General features: G+C 42.7%; 18 protein-coding genes. 6 read left to right on the forward strand and 12 right to left on the reverse strand.

What is annotated here, in order from left to right:
- Positions 1–108: 108 nt before the first annotated feature.
- Positions 109–1,875 carry a gamma-glutamyltransferase gene (ggt, locus tag BET10_RS10360; protein ID WP_070985470.1) on the reverse strand — a complete coding sequence of 589 codons (1,767 nt, stop codon included), beginning with the start codon at positions 1,873–1,875 and terminating at the stop codon, positions 109–111.
- A gap of 81 nt (positions 1,876–1,956) precedes the next feature.
- Here ggt and rrtA point away from each other — a divergent pair, with 81 nt between their 5' ends.
- Positions 1,957–2,544 (forward strand): rhombosortase, encoded by a 588-nt coding sequence (gene rrtA / locus BET10_RS10365; protein ID WP_070985471.1) that lies wholly within the window; start codon positions 1,957–1,959, stop codon positions 2,542–2,544.
- A gap of 51 nt (positions 2,545–2,595) precedes the next feature.
- Here rrtA and BET10_RS10370 read toward each other — a convergent pair whose 3' ends face one another.
- A complete protein-coding gene (locus BET10_RS10370) occupies positions 2,596–2,892 on the reverse strand; it encodes a DUF6172 family protein (protein WP_070985472.1) in 297 nt (98 codons plus the stop codon).
- A gap of 131 nt (positions 2,893–3,023) precedes the next feature.
- Positions 3,024–3,926 carry a LysR family transcriptional regulator gene (locus BET10_RS10375; RefSeq protein WP_070985473.1) on the reverse strand — a complete coding sequence of 301 codons (903 nt, stop codon included), beginning with the start codon at positions 3,924–3,926 and terminating at the stop codon, positions 3,024–3,026.
- A 147-nt stretch (positions 3,927–4,073) separates the two neighbouring features.
- Between BET10_RS10375 and BET10_RS10380 the strand changes: the two genes are divergently transcribed.
- Positions 4,074–4,601, forward strand: a complete 528-nt coding sequence (locus BET10_RS10380) for an NADPH-dependent FMN reductase (protein WP_070985474.1) — start codon at positions 4,074–4,076, stop codon at positions 4,599–4,601.
- Between the two features lie 183 nt (positions 4,602–4,784).
- Positions 4,785–5,642: a protease HtpX gene (gene htpX / locus BET10_RS10385; protein WP_070985614.1), complete on the forward strand. Its 858-nt coding sequence runs from the start codon at positions 4,785–4,787 to the stop codon at positions 5,640–5,642.
- Between the two features lie 67 nt (positions 5,643–5,709).
- Here htpX and BET10_RS10390 read toward each other — a convergent pair whose 3' ends face one another.
- From BET10_RS10390 to BET10_RS10405, 4 genes are all read right to left on the reverse strand, one after another.
- Positions 5,710–7,893 carry a phosphatidylinositol-specific phospholipase C domain-containing protein gene (locus BET10_RS10390; RefSeq protein ID WP_070985475.1) on the reverse strand — a complete coding sequence of 728 codons (2,184 nt, stop codon included), beginning with the start codon at positions 7,891–7,893 and terminating at the stop codon, positions 5,710–5,712.
- 363 nt (positions 7,894–8,256) lie between these two features.
- Entirely contained in the window at positions 8,257–9,474 is a 1,218-nt protein-coding gene (gene arsJ / locus BET10_RS10395; protein WP_070985476.1) for an organoarsenical effux MFS transporter ArsJ, read from the reverse strand.
- Between the two features lie 5 nt (positions 9,475–9,479).
- Positions 9,480–10,490 carry an ArsJ-associated glyceraldehyde-3-phosphate dehydrogenase gene (locus BET10_RS10400; protein ID WP_070985477.1) on the reverse strand — a complete coding sequence of 337 codons (1,011 nt, stop codon included), beginning with the start codon at positions 10,488–10,490 and terminating at the stop codon, positions 9,480–9,482.
- Positions 10,491–10,505: 15 nt separating this feature from the next.
- Positions 10,506–10,856, reverse strand: a complete 351-nt coding sequence (locus BET10_RS10405; protein WP_070985478.1) for a metalloregulator ArsR/SmtB family transcription factor — start codon at positions 10,854–10,856, stop codon at positions 10,506–10,508.
- 142 nt (positions 10,857–10,998) lie between these two features.
- Between BET10_RS10405 and astB the strand changes: the two genes are divergently transcribed.
- Positions 10,999–12,351, forward strand: a complete 1,353-nt coding sequence (gene astB / locus BET10_RS10410) for an N-succinylarginine dihydrolase (RefSeq protein ID WP_070985479.1) — start codon at positions 10,999–11,001, stop codon at positions 12,349–12,351.
- A gap of 242 nt (positions 12,352–12,593) precedes the next feature.
- Here the strand turns inward: astB and BET10_RS10415 are convergent, their stop codons facing one another.
- On the reverse strand, positions 12,594–14,327 hold the full coding sequence (locus tag BET10_RS10415) for an MFS transporter (protein WP_070985480.1): 1,734 nt from the start codon (positions 14,325–14,327) through the stop codon (positions 12,594–12,596).
- Between the two features lie 74 nt (positions 14,328–14,401).
- Between BET10_RS10415 and BET10_RS10420 the strand changes: the two genes are divergently transcribed.
- Positions 14,402–16,504, forward strand: a complete 2,103-nt coding sequence (locus BET10_RS10420) for a hypothetical protein (protein WP_070985481.1) — start codon at positions 14,402–14,404, stop codon at positions 16,502–16,504.
- A 218-nt stretch (positions 16,505–16,722) separates the two neighbouring features.
- On the opposite strand, the gene BET10_RS10425 is transcribed toward BET10_RS10420, so the two are convergent.
- From BET10_RS10425 to BET10_RS10435, 3 genes are all read right to left on the reverse strand, one after another.
- Complete coding sequence (locus BET10_RS10425; RefSeq protein WP_070985482.1) at positions 16,723–19,872, reverse strand: TonB-dependent receptor; 3,150 nt, start codon at positions 19,870–19,872, stop codon at positions 16,723–16,725.
- 325 nt (positions 19,873–20,197) lie between these two features.
- Positions 20,198–20,707, reverse strand: coding sequence for a GNAT family N-acetyltransferase (locus BET10_RS10430; RefSeq protein ID WP_070985483.1), 510 nt, complete (start codon positions 20,705–20,707; stop codon positions 20,198–20,200).
- Positions 20,708–20,723: 16 nt separating this feature from the next.
- Entirely contained in the window at positions 20,724–21,113 is a 390-nt protein-coding gene (locus BET10_RS10435) for a hypothetical protein (protein WP_070985484.1), read from the reverse strand.
- A 139-nt stretch (positions 21,114–21,252) separates the two neighbouring features.
- On the opposite strand from BET10_RS10435, the gene BET10_RS10440 reads away from it, so the two are divergent.
- Positions 21,253–22,065 (forward strand): AraC family transcriptional regulator, encoded by an 813-nt coding sequence (locus BET10_RS10440; RefSeq protein ID WP_070985485.1) that lies wholly within the window; start codon positions 21,253–21,255, stop codon positions 22,063–22,065.
- A 16-nt stretch (positions 22,066–22,081) separates the two neighbouring features.
- Here the strand turns inward: BET10_RS10440 and BET10_RS10445 are convergent, their stop codons facing one another.
- Positions 22,082–23,071: a sterol desaturase family protein gene (locus BET10_RS10445; RefSeq protein ID WP_070985486.1), complete on the reverse strand. Its 990-nt coding sequence runs from the start codon at positions 23,069–23,071 to the stop codon at positions 22,082–22,084.

Below are 23,071 nucleotides of genomic sequence, written 5' to 3' on the forward strand. Positions count from 1 at the left end.
TCAACGAAATTCGCGCACATCAGACCAATGTAAAAGGCCCCGCAACACATCTATTCGAGCGTAAACAGGGCCGTACATTATATCTTAATGTAAGGTTCAATCCTATGGTTATTGTGTGATTTCGCTCAATGCAACGCCTTCTCGGCGAGGATCTGCACCACCATATAATTTGCCATTTTTTACCTCAATAACATGTAAGCCGGAGTTCAAGTCTCTTAGCTGCACTTTATGCCCCTTTTCTTCGAAGAAAGTGACATACTGCTCAAGTTCAGTGCCCTTTTCCAAGGTGGTATATTTGTTACGGTTGGTAATATTTGGCAGGTTAACCGCCTGTTGTGGTGTCAATTGCCAATCAAGTACACCAATGATGGTTTGTGCTACATAATTGATAATACGACTGCCACCAGGAGAGCCGACAACTAATCGCAGGCTGCCATCTGGGTTAAATACCATCACAGGTGCCATGGAACTGCGTGGACGTTTGTTTGCTTCAACTCGATTAGCTACCCAATGTCCGTCTTTTTTGGGGCTCAATGAGAAGTCCGTAAGCTGATTGTTTAAAAGATAACCGTTCACCATAACTGTTGAGCCAAACGCCATTTCGATTGAACTTGTCATGGATACCGCATTACCATCTTGGTCAACAATCGACACATGTGTGGTTGATGGTAGCTCATAGCCATCACTTTTCGCGTAAGCAAGTTTGCCTTTAGTTGGGTCTCCAACTACTACATTGTGGTTATCATGGTCAGTGATTAACTTGGCACGTTGTTCAAGGTAGTCGCTTTGTAGCAGAGCTTGAGTTGGCACCGAGACAAAATCAGGATCTGCCACATAGTGATTTCTATCAGCAAACGCCAAGCGAGATGCCTGAGTAAATAAATGCAAACTTGTTGGGTCGTTAGGCTGATACTGGCTAAGCTTTTTGCCTTCTAGTAATTTTAGAATTTGCAGCACAGCTACACCACCACTGCTTGGCGGGGCCATCGAACACACTTTATGTTGATGGTAGTCAACACATATTGGATCACGCATTTTACTCTGGTATTGCGCGAGATCTGACTCACTCAGTTTGCCTGGTGCAATAGCGGATGTTTGTACTGCATCAACTAACTTTTTAGCGTTATCACCTTGGTAAAACGCAGTTATGCCCTGTAGTGCGACCTGTTTGTAAAGTGCGGCAAGTTCAGGGTTTTTCTTAACTATACCTGCCTTTAAAGGCTTTCCATTTGGGTAGAAGTACTCTTTTGCCCCAGATAGCTGCTCAAGCCCAGGGTTATAACGCTTTTCTAGTAACATGCTTAGACGAGGTGAAACAACAAAGCCTTCATCAGCTAACGCGATGGCTGGTTTAAATAATTCATTCCAAGGCAGCTTACCGTATTTATCATGCGCTTGCTTAAACGCATATAAAATACCCGGCACACCTACCGAGCGTCCACCCACTACGGCTTTGATCCATGGAACAGGCTTACCTTGTTGGTCTAAAAACAACGTATGATCAGCATTACTTGGTGCAGTTTCTCTGCCATCAAATGTGACTAGCTGATTGTTTTTCTTGTCGTAGTATAAGACGAATCCGCCGCCACCAATGCCTGACGATTGTGGTTCAACCAAAGTCAGAACGAGTTGCGTGGCAATCGCAGCATCGATAGCGCTGCCGCCTTTGGCTAACATCTGCTGACCTGCTTTTGAGGCATAAGGGTTGGCAGCTGCAATCATGTATTTTTCACCAATAGCCTGCTGCTTGAGTTGAAACCCTGTTGCGGCTTCAGGTTCCCTCGTTTCTCGTTGTTCTGGTTTTGCCGCCAAGTTGCTATCAGAGGCACAGCCACTGAGTAACAAAACTCCAATCAACGGATAGGCATATTTCATAATATTCACTTTTATCGGTTCTCATCGTTGGCATGATAAAAGTAAAGAGGCACAATATGCAAAAAATAAAGCATAAACAACATGATTGATTTACCAATACAAAAACAATACATACTGCCACCTTTGCTACTCATTGTAATTTGCGCCTTGTTGATGTTGATAGACGCACACTCCTTGCTGGTATTTGACCGTAGTCAGGTTGAACAACAGTGGTGGAGAATCTTCACAGGCCAGTTTATGCATACCAATTGGACACACCTTGCGCTTAACGTACTAGGCGTTGTTTTTATCTGGATTTTACATGCTGAACATCGCTCTGTATCTACCTACTGTTGGCATATTATTTTTTTAGCGCTTTGGACTGGAATCGGCATTTGGCTATTTTGTCCTGATATAAGAATTTATACCGGTTTGAGTGGCCTGCTTCATGGCGTGATAGTCTGGGGCGCTTTAAAAGACATTCAAGTTGGCATGAAAACAGGAATTTTGCTGTTTGTTGGGATTTGGACCAAATTAATATGGGAACAAATACAAGGGCCAAGTCCTGAGGTGGGTGCACTCATTGATTCTACAGTGGCGATTGACGCTCACCTTATCGGCGCAATTGGTGGGCTAGTTTTATCAGTCACTTTATTGCGTGAGCAGTTAAAAAGAACGCCGTCATCTTAACTTCAATATCATGTATCGGCGACTAAGCAACGCCGATACATCACTTGCACTTTATTCTTCGTCTTGCAAAGGTGCTCTGTAACCCGGCTTTGCCAAGATTTCTAAATAAAATGAAGGCAATTGAGCATCTACTGCGTGATCAATATGCTTGTTGATCTGCGTAACTTTAATGACATCGGCTTGCGACTCAGTCGCACCAAAGCGACAATCAAAATCCCAAAAATCTGCATCCGCTGGCAGATTTTTATTACGCTCTCTGCGAAGATATTTTTTCACTTCATATTTTATGGCATCTACCAAGCGTGCAGGTTTAAGTTTAGGATGCGTTAACGCAAAGGTTTTTCTCATGATGTTCTCAATGTCAGGATATCATCAACTGATGATGATCGAGTTTTAGGAAAGTAATGCGCTATATTAGCGTATTTCATTACCACACGCGATTAAAAGCATCGCCTTTGCGTACAAAAATATCGACTTGTTTATCTTATAAGCATCGCCTGTTCATCAAGTAAGTCGATAAAACATCGTACTTTGGGAGATAAATGTTTTTTGCTCGGATATATCGCATAAACATTGACCATAGGCTGTGGAAACTCTTCAAACAAAGATGCCAACTGCCCCGTTTCAAGCGCTTCTTTAATATAAAACTCTGGTAAACGACAAACACCAAAGCCCGCCAATGCCATGCTGGCTTGCATGTTACCGTTGTTAGACTTAATCTTTTGCCGAACATTAACGACAAAGTGTTCACCATTTTTATGGGTGAAGTCCCAACGTTCTGGCACTTTGTGATTGCTATAGCAAATACAGTCATGATTTTGTAATTCTTTAGGATGATATGGCTGACCATGACATTGGATATAGCTCGGTGATGCCACCACATAGGTTGGGCAAGAAAACAGCCTTTTACAAATCAAACTGGACTCATCTAACACGGGCGCGGCACGTACTACCAAGTCGAAGCCATCTGAGACTAAATCGATTCGCTTATCGCTGAGATCTAAGTTGAGCTTAACATTAGGATAGCGACTCAGATATTGTTCAATAACAGGCTGGATATAACTTTGACTTATCCCCACAGGACAACTTATCTTCAACTCCCCTTTTGGGTTTTCATCATGTTGAGTCAGCAAAGTAAAAGCATCTTGTGCGTCATTGACCAATTGTTCGCAGTGCGTGAAATACAATTGCCCTTCGGGTGTTAACGCAATTGAGCGTGTGGTTCTGTTAAGCAGTCTTACGCCAAGCCGCTCTTCAAGTTTATTGATCTCTTTGCTGATATGAGAGTTTGAATGGCCCAAGACCTGCGCAGCGGCACCAAAGCCACCGCTTTTAACCACCTGGGTAAATATCAACACACCATCAAATATATTATTGGTCATATGGAAATAGTAATTTTACTTTTACGTTATTAATGATTATTGAAGCCTAATATATACTTGTTATCAACAAATAAATACGGCGAGTTGATGTAGATGTGGTGTTTGATGCTTCAACTCGTACACATTGTAATGATTTAGGAGAGAGTTATGAAAGTTTTAGCATTTGCAGCAAGCAGCAGCCGTCAGTCAATTAACAAACAACTGGCAACGTACGCCGCCTCATTGGTAGAGGGCGCACAGGTAGAAGTGTTGGACTTAAACGATTTTGAAATGCCAATCTACAGCTCAGATCGTGAGAACGAACAGGGTATTCCAGCTCAGGCACAAACGTTTTACAAAAAAATCGCTGAAGCTGATGCAATCATCGTGTCGTTTGCTGAACACAACGGGTCTTATACCGCCGCATATAAAAATCTGTTCGATTGGACATCGAGGATCAGCCAAAAGGTATACCAAGATACGCCAATGGTACTACTGGCAACATCACCAGGTCCCGGTGGCGCAAAAAGCGTGCTAGGAAGCGCAACAGGGTCTGCACCATTTTTCGCGATGGACGTAAAAGCGAGTATGTCAGTACCCAGTTTTTATGATGTGTTTGACTCAGAAAAAGGCGAACTGACTGATGAAACACTTAAACAACAACTCAAAGAATCGGTATTTTCTTTGCAACCATAAGAAATAATCAGAGCCAAACACATTGTTTGGCTCTTGACAAAAATTATTGCTCACAAAAACGCATATTTTCACACTTTGTTACCCTTCTTACTATTGATTAGTGACGCAAACTCCCCCATTTTACGTATTAGGATTTCGATGCTGCATCGTTTGCAGAATTTATATTTTTTCACTGAGGTGACTATGAAACGCGTTGTGTTATTTCTACTAACTAACCTAGCTGTAATGCTAGTGTTAGGTGTGGTTTTATCTGTATTAATGTCTGTACTTGGGATCTCCAGCAGAAGTTATAGCGGTATCATGCTCATTGCACTGGTATTTGGTTTTGGTGGTTCATTCATTTCGTTGTTTATGTCAAAGTGGATTGCCAAAAAATCAACCGGTGCCATGGTTATTGAACAGGCTCGTAACGAAACGGAACATTGGTTATTGCAAACCGTTGCTCGTCAAGCACAGCAAGCTAATATCAAAATGCCGGAAGTGGCCATTTATGACAGCCCTGAAATGAACGCATTTGCCACTGGCCCAAGTAAGAACAATAGCTTAGTAGCCGTCAGTACGGGGTTGCTTCACAACATGAGCCAAGACGAAGCCGAAGCGGTACTTGCTCACGAGGTATCACACGTAGCCAATGGCGACATGGTAACGCTTACCCTTATCCAAGGTGTGGTCAATACCTTTGTTATTTTCTTGGCCAAGGTACTTGCAGGTATCGTTGATAACTTCTTCCGTGGTGAAGATGAAGAAGGCACAGGCTGGGCATACTTTGTGTTTGACCTAATTTTCCAAATGCTATTTGGTATTCTTGCCTCTATCGTCGTCGCCTACTTTAGCCGTAAACGCGAGTTTGCAGCGGATAAGGGCGCAGCTGATTTAGTTGGCGCACATAAAATGCGTGCAGCGCTTGAGCGCTTAAAGCACAATCATGAGTCACAACTTGAGGGGTCGATGATGGCATTCGGTATCGCCTCTGGCAAAAGCATTGCCGACTTCTTTGCTTCTCACCCACCGCTTGAGCAGCGTATTCAAGCGTTGAGATAAGATAACTTATTACTAGCCCAGCAAAGCGCCCCTCGGGGCGCTTTTTTATTGACTCAAACATCATGATTTAAGGTAAACAACTCGCTTTGGTAAAGAAGTACCGCACTTCATAGTCTTCACAGGTGGTGTTGCTGCTACTGCCGCCATTGCTTGAGTTCCAGCAGGCAAAACCAGATCCATTGTTGACTAAGTTTTGCCCTGTTAGGCTTGAGTCTAGTTTGGTATCAACGACACGGGCGACAATTGCAGCGATATCCGACGACTCACAACTTGCCGAAATGTTGCCTGATGATTTATGACCATTGAATAGCTCGTTATCGCCACTTTGAGGGTCATCTCTGTCTAACCAATCTGTGGCATATAACCCGCCATTAACTAATGCGTTTTCGATTTTATAAATGCCAATTGAGTTAAGTTCACTCCCCTCAGAACCGTGGAATGCAAATATTTGCTGCGATGACGTTGAAGAATAGGTAGTACAACTACCCGTTGTCGCACCGCCAGAGATTGCGCTCCCAGTACTTGAGGTAAACTTCAAGAAATAAACTGTATCATAGCCATATTTTGCATCTTCTTTACAGATTTTGATGTCCTTTAGATACTGACCACTGCTTGCATCGAATGTCAGCGCGTTGCCCCAACTGCCACCGCTACCACCATAGGTGACGCATAATTCAGAGGTACCGACGCTTGCGTGACTCACACTTTGCGTGGTTTCGTAACACGCCTTAAAGCCATCAATACGACTGCCAGAGCGGATCTGCACAGAGCTTAAGTTAAACGAACCGCCAACTAACGCTTTGCGCTTAAGTAGACCTATATCGTCAAATGAATCCCCTTTACTCACAGAGCCAACCGCGCTCCTTTCTACAAATTTCCAATCTATATATTCTTTTGAATTAGACAGCCAAAAATCGTCAAAGGCGTTGTAGTAATTCACCCAATGATCATTGCTGCTAGTTCCAATTTCAGCCAACAACTGCACCTGTTCATACGCATTAAACGGCATGCCGAAGGTATAACTTCCCCCTAGGCTCTTGCAGTATTCAAAACCCATATGCCATGTGCCCTTGGTAGCTGAAATCTGCCAGTTTCTGTCTTTGTCTACACAGGCGTGATATTGGAATGTTGTACAGGCTTTGTCGGCAATAGTCTGGTCATCTTCTAAGCTGGCACAATCGCCCGTACCATTTGGACGATTTGATTTCCAGGACCAAATGTAATCCTCAATTTGCACTTCATTAGCGCCATAGCCACTCGCCGCGCTGGTGTTATTTGCTTCAACCAATGCAAGCTCAAGTATTTGCGAGCCCTTTTTACCCCACTTGTTTAGCACGTTACTGCCAGTTTTGCTTGAACTTGGGCCGTCTGTATTGAGCTGAGTGGCATCATCGATGACCACGGTCATGTTTTTAGCGTTGTAGTGAGCCGTTTGATCATTACTCACACACTCATCGTTACCGTTTTGGCAAAATGGCTGGTTGCTTTGCAAATTGCCATTTGCGTCAAAGGCATCGACCCCGATAAAGACCGTGTTCCAAAATTTTGAGTAGTTACCTGAACTGTGATAAGCGCAGAGATCACTTTTATCCCGTGGTGTTTGAACAACCGCCACTAATTGCTTACCCGCAGCTAGAATGTCGCGCTTAGTCAAATGCGATACTGGCAATGAAGCACAGCTTTTATCGGCATAGCCCCAATCTTCTGGCAGTAATAAGTAGTCTCCCACATCATTTTGGAGTCGCTCACCAATCTTGTTGTGCCAGTTATTGTGGTCATTGTGTTTGTACGCCTCAATTTTAAGGAGCACCACTTCGTCGGGGTTATCTTGCAAAAAGTCTTTTATATCGTCTAGCCCTTCAGACAGCTTTGCGTGAAAGCTTGAACACAGCGCTTTGTTTTCCAACGAGTTATGACACAACATAGGTGTTGAATCAAAAGTCCCTTCTGGGTAAATATCAAACTCCATCACGCGAATGCCGCGTTTAAGCAGACTCTTGGGTGAATAGTATTGATTTACATCAGTGTAGGTGCCCTTGCTCCAAGAATAGGAAGCATATGCGTTATGCGCACCCGCCCAGAGAGTTTTTGAAAAAGGCGCAAAGTTGTCAATTTGCCCTTGTAAATCTAAGCGTGTGACTTTGTCATCGTCGGTATCTATTGCTGCGTGTACAACGGGTATAACAGCGGAAACAATTAATCCCCCTGCCAATATCAGCGCTAGTTTACGTACTTTACTAATGTGATTCATGATGAAATTCCTCTCCTTTTACGGTTTGATGTTGGTCCTTAAGCTGAATGTATTATTCAGTACCAGCAACCTGAGGAAAATGTAGGAGTCAAAAGTGCAAGCAATGTGGACATGTAAATTACGACAATCTTGCATATAGCAACAATGCCAACCAGCACAATAGGCCCTATATTTATAGGCTCCAAAGAAAAAGTAGCCATTTATCAGTGAATAATAGGCAGCAGCAATCACCCTTTGTTGCTAGAATCGGTTTGTAAATTATTTTATAAAGTTCATTGGTTGTAATTCTGTGTAATGCCGCCAGTTATCCGTTTTGCTGGATTTGGTTAAAAAAAAGCTGACCAAGGTCAGCTTTTCTAATATCTACACACCGGAGTATATCTGTTCAACAGTGGTTAAACGTTTACTAATAATAACCGTAAATAGTAATAGCAAGCTTGAAAACCACAGGCAGGCTTCAAGGCCATATACTTGATAAATTGCGCCAGAGAGCACAGTGCCGAGCAATCTCCCCATCGCATTGGCCATATAATAAAAGCCAACGTCCAATGATACGCCGTCGCTGTCAGCAAACTTAACGATTAGATAGCTGTGAAGCGAAGAGTTAATCGCAAATACGCCGCCAAAACACAGCAGGCCAAGTACAATCACCCAAGTTGCAGCAAATTGTTGATAAAGCGCAATAGCGATCAATACAGGTATGACTGTTAACAGCGCAGCCCAAAAAGTGAGTTGTCTAGCAGGTGCTTGCAGGTTACGGGTAATTTTTGGCGCATTGGCCTGAACTATCCCGTAAAAAATAATCCAAAGCGCCATAAAGCTGCCAACCTGTGTGTGATCCCACCCAAGCGTTGAGCTTAAAAACACAGGTAGTGCTACAACAAACCAAACGTCTCTAGAGGCAAATAAGCATAAACGTGCCGCTGAGAGAATGTTGATCTGTCGGCTCTTTGAAAACAATTCACTAAATTTAGGCTTGAACTTTTTCTTTCCCAAGTCTTGTTTCAGCAATACAAGAGAGCTAATCCAAGCAACAAGGAGTAACGATGCCATCGCCCAAAGCGCACCAGCAAAGCCAAATGCACCAAGCAGCACACCGCCCATAAAAAAGCCAACCCCCTTTAGCGCATTCTTTGAACCGGTCAGACGAGCGACCCATTTATACAAGGTACTATCAGCATCTTCTGGCACCAGTAATTTGATCGCGCTCTTGGCACTCATTTTATTGAGATCTTTAGCAATACCCGATAGCGCTTGTGCCGCCATGACATAAGCGACGCTGAGCCATTGTGGATTCACCGCTAACATAATCAGCGCTAAAATTTGCAGCGATAGACCAAGATTCATGGTTTTGTTGAGCCCAAGTCGAGCACCCAACCAACCACCAACTAGGTTAGTTACCACACCAAACAGTTCGTAGAACAAAAACAACATGGCAATGCTTAACGGGCTATACCCCAACTGATGAAAGTACAGCACAACCAGCATTCTAAGTGCACCATCAGTGAGGGTAAAGGCCCAATAGTTACCCGTGATAACTAGATACTGTTTAATTTCGCTTGAAAGTTTATTCAGCAACATAGCCGTTACGCAAAGCGCTCCGCGACGACATATCGCACTAAATCGGCAGTACGGTTTGCATAGCCCCACTCATTGTCATACCACAGGTACATTTTTACTTGTGTTCCGTTTACCACCATAGTGGATGGCGCATCAACAATAACGCTTCGCGGGTCAGTGCGATAGTCAATTGACACCAATGGGCGGGTTTCAAAGCCTAAAATGCCTTGCAAATCACCTTCAGCGGCTTCTTTCATCCAACCGTTGATTTCTTCAATGGTAGTCGCGCGGCTTAGTTCGAACACACAATCTGTAATGGACGCATTAGCCAAAGGTACGCGGATTGCGTGACCATTTAGTTTACCTTTTAACTCTGGAAAAATATGTGTGATAGCGGTTGCAGAACCTGTGGTTGTTGGAATTAGGCTCATGCCACATGCGCGTGCTCGACGTAAGTCTTTGTGTGGTGCATCCAAGATGGTTTGAGTATTGGTAATATCATGAATGGTCGTCATAGAGCCATGTTCTATACCGATTTTGTCTTGTAGCACCTTAACAACGGGTGCTAAGCAATTGGTGGTGCAAGATGCAGCCGTTACTATATCATGCTCAGCTTTATTATAATCTTGATGGTTAACGCCATAAACTACGTTGAGCACACCGTCTTCTTTTACCGGAGCGGTCACAACAACCTGTTTTACGCCTTGCTCTAAGTATGCCTGAAGCACTGCTTTGGTTTTCATTTTACCAGATGCTTCTATCACCAAATCGCATGTTGACCAGTCGGTTTGAGCAATGTCTTTGTTATGAGACACACTAATCTTGTGACCATCGATAATCATACACTTGTCATCAGCATTTACCTCAAAATTCCAACGGCCATGAACAGAGTCAAAATTCATTAAATGCGCCAACGTGGGTGCATCGCCTGCAGGGTCATTGATGTGCACAATCTCGATGTTGTTACTTGCGTACAACGCGCGCATGGTAAGGCGGCCCATACGACCGAACCCATTTATTCCAACTTTGATAGTCATTGCAGTGTTCCTTTTTTAATTGTTACAACATGAGGCCACGCGTTCAGGGCGCGAACCCATACCGTTAAGCTTGTCTGTCGCTGTTTGTAAAAATGTTTGGTTATGCTCGTAAGTTTGGGTGATGATGTTTTTAACCCAATCTTCGAGGTGTTCATTAATGCGATAGTAAACCCATTGTTTGTGTTTACGGTCAGTTAAAATCCCTACCTTTTTTAACTGTGCAAGGTGGCGAGAGATTTTTGGTTGGCTCAGCTCAAGTGCGGCCATTAATTCGCATACACATAGCTCTTGCTCCTGTTCAATTAGCAGCAGGCTTTGCAATCGTGTGCTATCAGCAAGCGCTTTGTAAAATGTTAATAGATCCATTCAGGCCCCCATCGAATATATGGTAAATCATATATTCGATATTCCATATATTCAATATTTAGTTATGAAATCGAATGTCATTGCCATTAGCCCTACAGTTGTCATACTAACGTTTACATCATCAAAACAAACAGGAAATAACATGAATAACAATGAGCCCAGCGTTGAGGTGAATTTTGATGGTCTAGTTGGACCTACGCATAACTACGCCGGACTGTCATACGGCAATGTCGCATCGCTTAATAATGCTGATGCCATTTCCAATCCTAAACAGGCGGCGCTGCAAGGCCTTGCGAAAATGAAAGCGATGCATGACATGGGCTTAAAGCAAGGTATTTTTGCCCCTCATGCTAGGCCCGACATAGATGCACTGAGAAGACTTGGATTCAGCGGAAATGATAAGCAGGTACTCAATAAAGCCGCTAAAGAATCCCCTATTCTACTTAGAAGCGTATATTCAGCCTCTTCTATGTGGACAGCCAATGCGGCTACCGTTTCGCCTTCAAAAGATACTGTAGATGGTAAAGTGCATTTTACGAGTGCGAATTTGAATAATAAATTTCACCGCTCTTTAGAGCCAACGACCACCACCAATCTACTAAAAGCGATGTTTACAAGTAATGCTTTTTTTACCCATCATAGCCATTTACCAGAACAACCATTTTTTGGTGACGAAGGTGCTGCAAACCACACTAGGTTATGTGATAACCATAGCGATAAGGGTTTGGAGGTTTTTGTTTATGGCGCAAGCAGCTTAAATAATAGTGTGAAAGGGCCAGTAAAATATCCAGCTCGTCAAACGCTCGAAGCCAGTGAGGCTATTGCACGCTTGCACGGTATAAAAGACAGTCACGCATTGTTTATACAACAAAACCCCGATGTTATTGACCAAGGTGTATTTCATAATGATGTGATTGCTGTGGGTAATGAAAACGTATTGCTTTGCCATGAGCAAGCCTTTATTAATCAAGTGCAATCAATCAAGCAAATTAAACACGCTTACCTCGGCGAAAAACCACTACACATAATCGAAGTGCCAACAAATGAGGTCAGCGTTCAAGACGCCGTAGGCAGCTATCTATTTAACAGCCAATTAGTTACGCTACCCGATGGTTCAATGATGCTGGTTGCACCTGAAGAATGTAAAAACAATACCAGTGTTAGCCGCTACATAGAACGTATGCTCAGCGAGAGTAACCCTGTAAATACCGTAAAGTTTTTTGACTTAAGACAAAGCATGCAAAATGGTGGCGGCCCTGCTTGTTTGCGTTTACGTGTTGCTTTAACACAGGATGAGCTAAACGCTGTTAATCCACAGGTAATAATGAGCGATGAAAAATTTGCTGCGCTTATCACTTGGGTGGATAGACACTATCGAGATAGGCTAAGCGATGCTGATTTAGCGGACCCTCAGCTTTTACAAGAAAGCCATGCTGCGTTAGATGAACTGACCAAAATTCTTGCCCTTGGTAGCGTCTATCAATTTCAGCGCTAAGCCAAGAGTAGTATTTAGAAAAAAGCCCAGCTAGGCTGGGCTTCACAACTCAGGGAAAATAATAACTAAACACTTTGCTTTCACAAAGCTATTCGCTTCATTTGGTTAACAACAATCAGCATTATATTTTGGTTATTCAAACCATTTCATTTTAGCGACTATTGCTAACCTTGAAACGAATCACTACAGTACACTGTATATTGTATACAATCAATATTTAATTGGTGATATTTTGCACTTTTTTAACGGGGTTGCTGCGCCAATGCGTAGCCATGTTTAGTTGTGTAGGCTCTAAAGAGCAGCATCAATACACACGCCAGCAGTGCAATCAGCGCAAACATTCCCCACATCAATTCGGGTTTTTGTGCTTTCAGGGCCAGTTCGCTATAACTCCAACCAGATAAAAACCCAGCGAACAAAAAGCCCAGCGCCATAGACACAAAATAATACCCCATGTACAGAGCGCTTTGCTCTTTTGGTGCGATAAAGGCTACGTATTCTTGACTCTTAGGAGAGGTAAACATCTCCCCCATTGCTATTAGCAGAATAACAATAGTAACAACCAGCCCACTTATCATCGTTCCGCCTTGGCCTAATAACAAAAATGCACAGGCAATGATCACAAGGCCCACCGCCAGAATTGAGACTGGTTTAAAGCGTTGGCAGAAGTAACTAACCGCGATTTGTAGTATCACAATGGCAGCAAAGTCTAAATTGATAAGATATTCAGGGTTTATTTGTCTAAACGTTAAAAGGGTTTCGGTTAACTCGTTTAACTGAGCGCTCGTTAAATTACTTTGTGTTGCAGCCAAGGTTTGTAACTGTCTGACTATATCACTCAGTTGCTCTATCGGAACATTGACCTTCAAGTGAACCCATTCGAGACGTAGCGCGGCAATATCTACATTTTCTACTGCTGATAGGCTATTAAACAACTCATTAAGCGCGTCTTTTAATGCTGGCTGATCGACATATGCAAAAAACTCCACGGCGCCACTGCCAAAGATACCAATAAACGCCACTAAATCGCGGGTGTCTACAAAATCGCGAATAAATAACGGCAAGGTGTAAAATAGCTGATTATACACCGTCCAAAATAGCGATAAGATCAGCAAATAGACGGTGAATTTACCGTTACTAACAACTATTTTTTGTTGCCACCAACGAGAGGCATTTTGCTTTGCAGCCATGTGCCAGACGAAATTAAATACCATCCAAACAGCTATACCAACAAAGCTTTGCGTATAACTCAGCCAGCCAACACCTGCGGCCATTAACAGTGAGATGGCAACAAACATTAATAGCGCAAAACGGCTGTTGCCAAGCACTGTTTGGGCCTCTTTAAGTACCTGCTTCAAATTACTGGAAGAATTATTTAATGTAACTGGGTCGCGGTAAAACAGTAGCACTGGAATAAAATTAATGGCTATCCAAAACGCAGACATCATAAACACTGCATCCCAGCTAATGGCACGCATCGCTCCTGCGATCAAAGGCCCAAGGAAGCCGCCAATATTGACCATGGTATAAAAGATACCAAAGCCGAGCCCTCTATTTTGATCGTTGGTACTGTGGGCTATGGTGCCCACCACTATAGGCTTAAAACAGGCCGCTCCGAATGCGACAAAGCCCATAACGATAAAAAACAAGCTGAACGATGTCACTTGCCCTAACAAAAAATAACTTGGCGTCATAATACAAAACGACAAAATAAACATACGCCGATAGCCAAACTTATCACCCAGCGCGCCAGTAAGAACCGGCAATAGATATAAGAAGAACGGAATAATACCTTGAATCGCACCACGCTCAGTATCTGAAAAGCCCGCACCACCTTGGCTGATTGGGGTTGTCATATAAATAGACGATACCGCAAAAAAACCATACCAGGCTAAGCGTTCAAATATCTCCATTAAATTTGCAACATAAAAAAGGGAGCCAAACCCTTTGTGCTGCCCTGTATTGTTATTTTTCATTTTGATTATCGCGCCTCAAAAAGTTAAAGTATATTTTATACAATATACTTTAACCACAATAATGAGAAGATAAAATGCGAACGATATTGTTATTTTGCGCGTTAATCCTAAATGGATGCGCACAGACCCACTCTCCTTCAGAGCCTAAACACAACACTGTCAATCTCGATAGTTTAGATGTCGATATCACCGTAGTTGGCCGAACCAGTACACTCAACCACATTGATATTGCATTTTTGGGTAAAACCATCCCCAACACTTATAGCAACGGAAAAATAACAAATAGTCGTGGTTATAACTGGTGGGCGAGCAAGCACTTTGCTTTAAAAAGCGACTTACCAGAGGACAAAGTAAGGCTTTATTTAGAGTTACTGGAAATGTCGTATCCACACTACGTGGAACTGTTTTCAATGGCACCTGACAATATTGACAAACAACGTATAGCGGTTGTTTATGGTAGCTCACGCACACGTGTGCAAGAGGCCATGCTAGACGATGGCTTTTTACGCGGAGTACACGACAATGCAGGTGGCGAAACCATGTTTTACAATCGGGCTGGATATAATTTTCCAAGCCACAGACAGCACCACCAAAGATATATCGTGATACATGAAACCATGCACGCGTTTCACATGGCTTTAAATGGTCACTCTACTTGGGCACCCAACTGGATAACTGAGGGGCTTGCCGACTCTATCGCCAGCCATGTTTACGACCCAGAGAAAAAACAGCTAACTGTGATGGTATTTGACCGAGCGCCAATGAACTATATTACCACTGGGCTTGAGCAATACGCACAAGGAGACTCGCCAACGATAGAACAGATTAACGATGATCCGGCTTTAAAGCGCGGTCTGAACTTCTTTATTATTCACTTTTTAATGAACGACCCAATGCGTCAGCTGCAGTTTAAACGTTATCTAAAAGAGCTAATGCAGCTCAACCCACATTCAGATCAAACGCTCCCCGTAGCGAATAAGCTACTTAAAACCGTGTTTAGTGACTGGCAACAGCTTGAACATGAGTTTGCCCAGTTTGTCGCAAGTATTAAACCTACTTTCGATATCGTGTCTGGGCCTTGGGAGCAAAATGGTAATGCTTATTGGCTTCGCAGCGACAATGCCCAAGTTATGCACCAACTGAATATCTTCCCAGCTGCTCAGGCACAACACCCAATGATGGACTTTCCCAAACCAGAATTACCGAGAGCGTTACGAGACAATGACTGGGATTTAGCAGCTAAAATTGATTTTGAGCCAGCTCAGCTTAAACGTGGCGAAGTCGGTTTATCTATATACGGTGGAGAGCGTGTTGCTGTGCTAACCCTCATTGATGGTGTTCGCTTTAAGCTAGATTTAGAAGGTTCTAAACAAGTTCAACAACTTGCAATGACTCCAGCGCTACATGAAGACATCAAAACAGGTTCACATTTAGCGCTGAGCGTTCAGCAACAAGCAGGAGAGCTTATCGTCAAGCTCAGTACACAGACACAAACTCAAAACATGATTTTTGCGCTCCCTGAAGGGTTTATCGTGAATTCCAACAAGATGAGTTTGCTTGGCAAAGGTATGAACCACAAAGTAACACCTTATATCAAAGCACATACCTTTGAATTACCTAAGTTGGCAGCGAATAACGCTAATCCTTGGTATTTCAGTGACGCTGATGACTTGCTTGCGCTAGTTGAGCGGTGTGCGCAATTCAAAGCTGTTATCAAAGATTGCGAGCAGACCTTGGCAGATACAGTGCCCAAAGTGTCAGACCAGCAACAACATCCTCAGTTAAAAAAGGATATACAGCGTTTACTTACACACTGGAATAGCCAACTGCCAAGCTACACCTCGACTCCCACTGATTCTAATGTATCGATTGCGACTAAAAGTTTTGATGGGGTTTATCTCAAAGTGAGCCATGAAGATACGTTAACGATTAATATATCAGGTCCGTATTCTGGCAGCACACAAGGCACGCTTGATGTTTCGTTCTATTCATTTCAACGAGTCGCTCAAAGTCAGCAACTATGGTCTGAGAACATAGAAATAGCGCCCTATGAAACAAAGTTGTGGCAGCCAAATATTGAGCATCTCACTACTCTAAAACAGGGGCTGTTAATGATAAGTGCTGTGATGGAAGTGGACGGTGAGCCTATAAAATTGCAAAAGTCTATCGTGCTTTAACTACGCTATTAGGTTGAACCAACAGAAGTTGGTTCAACTGGGTTTGCTATGCGTTTACTCCTCAATTCTGCGATATTTAACATAATGCTCAAAGTTGCATACTAACTCACAATTTCATCCAGTAAATAAACCTTTCAGTAGCCAAGCCAAGTTTTAGACCTCAAAAAAAGCCCTGATACTAGATCAGGGCTTTAATGTCAGATGATTATTGTTATGAGTTAGAACTCGTAACGTACTGTCAACTGGGCACTTCTAGGTGCTTGATACTCTTCAACCAGACGGTAATTTGGATTATCTATCCCCTGCTCTAGCTCAGCTTCATCATAGTAGGATGTAGGCGTTGCCAAGTTAAACACATTGAATATGGTTGCTGAAATCAGTAAATCTCCGCCTGCAAGCTGCGTGTTGTAGCTTGCACTTAGGTCAAGGTTGTAAATCCACTTACTATGACCATGCGAGCCACGTGGTGAGGGTTCTCCATTATAGTAAAAATCCGTACCACGTATGTCTGTACAGTCAGTGACTGCATTCGGGTTGAACTGCGTTTGTTCATCATCTAGCCACATAGGCTCAGAACACGAACCTACACCTTGTGGATGGTAGCCAAACTTATTGATAGGTCGGCCCTGTTGCGCTTGTGCATTAAAGCCAATGGCGAATTCATCGTTAATTTCGTATGAACCGAACACTTTGATTTTATGTGGAATGTCATTGGATGTACGACCATAGCTATGATCGGTAAGCTCAGGTGCATCGTAAGAGCCAGACCAACCTGGGTCTGCTTGTGAATGCGCACCACTGACTAAACCTTCCGTTGAACCTTCGTTTTTAGACCAAGTGTAAGAGGCATTTATCGTAAAGCCATCCCAGACTTGCCCTTTTGCTGTGAACTCCAAAGCATGGTACTTTCGCTCAGCTTTTGGTAGGCCGAGGTAATCAGCATCCCACTGCACATATTCATCATCAGCAACGACGCCATCTTGGTTTTTATCGTATGCAAGTTTTACGGGATTGCCCGGGTTGATAACCAAAGCCAGCCAACTTACGTTGGTATTGAGGCCTAGGTTTTGTAATACCGCCAACTGCTCTGGGTTTTCTCGACCCCACTTTTCAACCAAGGCAAAACGTAAATTGGTATCCTCAATCGAGGATTTAAGATCGCGATGAATATAGCGCACACCAAGCACCCAATCATCGTTTAGCTCATGTTGAACACCCAAAACAAACTCATCACTGTACATAGGCTCGAGATCTTTATCTACGTAAGTAGACACTGGTTGAGCCAGCTCACCGTCACTGTTCACTTCTACGGCAAACAGATCACCCACTCGATTAGGCGTGTTATTTTCCTCGTTGAAGGTCCCATCGAACAAACCATAGCCGGTAATGTTCACCTCAGGTAACGTCATACGAGCACTGGTGTTAGGTGAAATAGGCATATAGTAGCGACCGTAGTTGGCAAACAACTTAGTCGCACCATCTGCGAATAGGTCATAGTTAATACCTAATCTTGGTGCCCACTGGTTTTCCATTGAAACATATTCTTCATTGGTGCCAGTAAAAGCGTCGAACGCACTGTTACGAACGCCTAGATTAAGGGTAAGTTGATCAGTCACCTCCCATGTATCTTCGAGATAGATTGAGCGGTAGTTTTGCTCAGTTGTACCACTCTTTTTGTATTGCTTGGTCCAAAAATATGCATCACCGACTTCTAACGGCGACGGTTGATAAGCGACCCCTTGACGATTGGCTTGGCGCTGAATGATTTGGTTAATATTCTCTATGCGAGACTCCGTCGCAACATAAATGTCGTAACGCCAGCCATCACCCGAGTACTCCGACAAGTCTGATGTTTCTACTTTTTCATGGCTGTAACCAAATGAAATAGTGTGATCACCCATCACCCAATCAAAGTCAATTCTTGCTTGAGTACGTTTATCTTCACTAATAGCGCCTTTTGACCAACCTTGCCAATCACCTCTGCGTTGCCAGCTTCCGCTACGGCTGTCCCAAACTCGGCTTAAGTGCGCTACGGGATTCGCCTCTAGAGTGTCTTGCTTAGTCACACCGTATATCGCAGAAACACTCAAATCGTCCGTAATATAACCGTTGTAGTTAGCTGTAATGACAGAGCCACCCCACTCGCTCGTTGTAGGTTCACCAAACTCACCTGTTTGATAGGACTTTTGCGTTCCAATAGGGCTGAAATGGTAATCTGCATGGTATTCATTGCGTTCCCATTCATTGTTCATGGCCGTAAATGAAACGCTATGATCTTCGGTAATGTACCAATCTACATTAGCAAGCCAAAAGTCAGCTTCATCAACACGCTGCGTTAAAGTGGTAGTGTCTGCATATCGAGTAGTAACTTCTTGTGGATTATAAAGCGCATAGAAGAACAAAGTATCTTCGATAATTGGACCACTTGCCCAGATGTTATAACGCGTATCTTTTTTTGAGTCGGCACCATTGTAGGTTTTAATGGTGTGGGGGTAACCTGTTACATTACCTTCGTCATCCGTCTCAGGATGCCCGGTATCATACCCCCAAATATCGGGACTTTGACTACGTAAAAAGTTACCTGGTTGATAATCAAACTTGGCACCGAATTTAAACTCGTTATCACCCGATTTTGTAACAACATCAGTAACGCCGCCAATAAAGTTACCATATTCTGCCGGTACACCACCTGTTACCACGTTAGTTTGAGCAATAGCTTCCCACGGGAACTCAAGATACGCCAGTCCTTTACGGATATCGGTAATGTTCAAACCATTGAGGAAGTAGCCATTTTCAGCTACAGATGCGCCGCTAAACGAAACGCCACGACCGTAGTCCTGCTCGGGATCTGCCGCCAAAGAGGCTGCTGGTGATAATAACGCGACTGATGACAAATCTTGTGCCACTGGCAATCTGTCTAACTCAGCTGCTGTGAATGTCATTTGTGCAGTTGAGCTTTGCATATCGATATTACGAATAGCCGTACCGCTTACCTGAATAGTCTCTATATCACTGCTAAACATTGAGACATCAAACGATGCTGTACTGCCTGCAACAATTTCTAGTTGAGACTCTGAAACGTTGTGATAACCATCTTTAGTAAAGGTAACGGTGTACGACCCAATTGGTAAGCCTTTCAAGTCAAATTCACCACGCTCATTGGTTTTTGTTGTTTTTACAAAGCCTTTTGTATTGTGCTTGAGCGTCAGCTGTACATTTGCCAGTGTTTGACCACTTTGTAGTAACACACTCCCTTCAATACTTCCCGTAGTTTTGCCTTGAGCAATTGCAACTGGTGAGCTTAAACAGGCTGCTACCGCTGCGGCAATCAAACTTCGTTGCCACATTCTGTTGGTGTTTTTGTTCATTTGGATTCCCCTTGAACTTTTATTGTTATTAAAACTCACCGCTATAGTAACGCCTCATAGGAGCTAAATTCAATATATTGTATACAATATATTTATTATTTTTTTATTAATAACATTAAGACAACTTCGCGTGAAATTAAGAGAGTGACCTAGGAGGCATCTAGTGGATTGAAAAATATACAGTTTTTGTACGTAGAAAAAATGATATAGTGAAATTAATAGTGTTTGTCGCTCAATATTATTTAGAATTATTTCTTTGTGTTTTTCAAATTTTGCATCACATGTAGAAGCTATTGCTACAAAGTAGCAATAAGCTCATCTCGTACTAGTTTGAAAGTAATAGCCTGTAATGTAGTGTGTTGGAGTCGTAATGCCCACTATCCGCGAGCGAAAACCCAGACTTTCTTAACACCTTAATTGAACTGATATTGTCCTTCTCTACCCCAGCCCATAGCGTTGTTATGCTATTTTGTTCTTTGTACTGGGCGACTAAGGCTTTTAATGCTTCGCTGCCAAAGCCCCAACCCCAGTATTGTTTGGCAATAACGTAACCTACGTACGCTTCATCACCTTGCTCATGGACCACCGCCAACCCTAGTAACGCTCCATTATGACAATGTGTAACGGTGAATAGTTGTGCATCATTTAGTTGAGTACGTACCCAATGATGCGCATCAGAGAGCGTTTTTATGTTTTGCCAGCTTTGCGGCAGCGCACCGCATGTTGTGGGCTCCAATACCTGTAGAATCTTTTGTGCAAACTTATCCGGCTCTTCATCGTATTGAGGCTTTGCAAGCGCAAGTACCAGTCTTGAAGATATATATTCTTTGTCCATACTAAATACTCCTAAGCTATTTTTCTTTTCTTACGGAACGAAACGCTTGGGTCATCTCATGCCCTTTGATTGCGGGCACCGCTAAGGCTTTAAGGCCCAAACTGCCAACCATAATTAACAGTGCAGTTGCCAAAGAGTCTAACACCCACGCCACAGGCTGTGACATCACACCTAAGTAATTTGGCATATGCTGCAGACTTTCAAGCGTGTACGTAGATGTTAACGCGTGCAATAACAACGCTACCCAAAATCCAAAGCAGTATGGACAGCTCCATGAATCGTAAAGATACCTAAAAGGCCTAGGTAAATGCTCAACAATCCAATTGAACCAATTTCCCCAGTCAGGGAGTTTCTCCCAAATCAAGATATGCAATGACAAGCCTATCAGCGCTAAAGATATATTCATGCTTACTCCTAAATATTAGCTTCAAAAAGCCAAACATCGGCCTATTCTTCGATATGGATATTATCTTTTAGCTATAACTGCTTTAGTAGCGCACGTATTACTATATAATCGGCTTATTGTTTGTTTTTAGGTAAGCGCTATGCATTCAGATCACATCATTAGTGTGGGGCATGAGTTTTTTGAAACACTCGGTAACGAATCACATGGTTCACAAACACAGTATATTCTTAGCTTTATTACTTCAGGCAATTTAACAATGCATTATAAGGAGCCTGTAAAGTTGAGCTCTAACATGTTTACCTTGGTTCCCGCAGGGATGCCTCATGGATTAATTAGCGGTGAAAAAGTGGCAGTATGGTGGATGAGTTTTTGTCCGACTTGTATGGGCATGACAGAAAATGACCCATTGATGCAACCATTTGCACAGATAAGGGCAGGCGCACTTCCAGCTTTCAAACTAAGCAAAGACCGTGCTAAATGGGTTATATCGCTGTTTCATGAGTTGCAACTTGTAGCGAATAATCTTGGCAACAACCAAATCACTCACGTTTCTAGCCTGTTGAACCTAATTCTGATTGAAGTAAACAACGCCAGCAAAGTGTTCGCGTCAAATCATACTCGCTCAGATAAGGTCACTGCTGCACTTGAATACATACATCAGCATTATGCTAAAAGCATTTCACTCAAGGATGTTGCAAAAGCGGTACATAGTAGCCCGTCTTACCTTGCAACCAAGGTTAAAGCACAAACGGGTTACTCGGTTGGTGAGTGGATTATTAAAAACCGCTTAGCTCAAGCGTGTGCAAGGCTTTTACACACAGATAAACCTGTAAACACGGTTGTTTATGAGTTGGGGTGGAATGACACGACCCATTTCATCCGCCAATTTAAAAAAGCATACGGCGTTACACCTGCATCATGGAGGAAAAGTCAGCAGAATATAATCCGGTAAATTTGGTGTTACAACGTCACTTAAATCTTCGTCTCGCTAACAATTGGTATGCTTTCCCTGAGCGAAAAAAACGATGTATGATAGCTAACGCATTTTTCACAGGTCGACCGTATACAGTTTTTAAAGAGTAAAAATCTTTCGTTTCTTTACCTATGCCAAAGGTAAACTTATCTTGATCTGTTCCTTTGTAATATGTGCCAAACATTACATCCCAGATAGAAAACCAAAAGCCAAAGTTTTTATCAAAGTGAATTGGATTATTACTATGATGTATTTGATGATTGAGAGGGCTAATAATGATCTTAGATAGATTCCCTGGCCATTGAATACGTATATGTGAGTGGGTTAATAATCCACCAAATAGGTTTATAAAAAAGGAAAAGACATTAAGCCCAAATAAGGAAAGCTCTGAGACTGGAAACGTCACAAAGTACTTAAGTAGCCCAAATACAACACCTATCAGCACAGCGTTGATAACCAAACCCACCCAATTTGAAACAGGATGAGTTCTAAATGAACTAAACGGCGTCAATACACGGGCTGAATGGTGAACCTTGTGAAACTCCCACAAAAAAGGCACCTTGTGATATAAAAAGTGCACAAAGTAACTAATAAAGTCTACGATAAGTATCACAACAAGAGAGAACAATAACGTAGCCCAAAGCGCTGCATCCGTTTGTTCTTCGAGTGTCTTACCACCAAAGGTACTCGCTAAGGACTCAGTTACCAACGTGGCGATTTCTATCGATGAAAAAATAGACGTTGGAATGATTGCCGCATATATGCAACTGTTTATAAGTCCTATTTTATAATCAACCAATGCCGATTTATGAAGCCAAACTTTCCTATTAAATATGCACCTAATTGAATCAATTAACGACTTATCTTTGTATACATACACAAAACAAAGTGCCATTGAAAACGCACCCAGCAAAAAAGGCCACTGCATAGTGGCCTCGCTCAGTTCAATTAATAGGTTATTAATAAAACGAACAACAAAATCCAT

The organism is Pseudoalteromonas amylolytica (genome assembly GCF_001854605.1).
In the GTDB taxonomy this organism is placed as follows: Bacteria; Pseudomonadota; Gammaproteobacteria; order Enterobacterales; family Alteromonadaceae; genus Pseudoalteromonas; species Pseudoalteromonas amylolytica.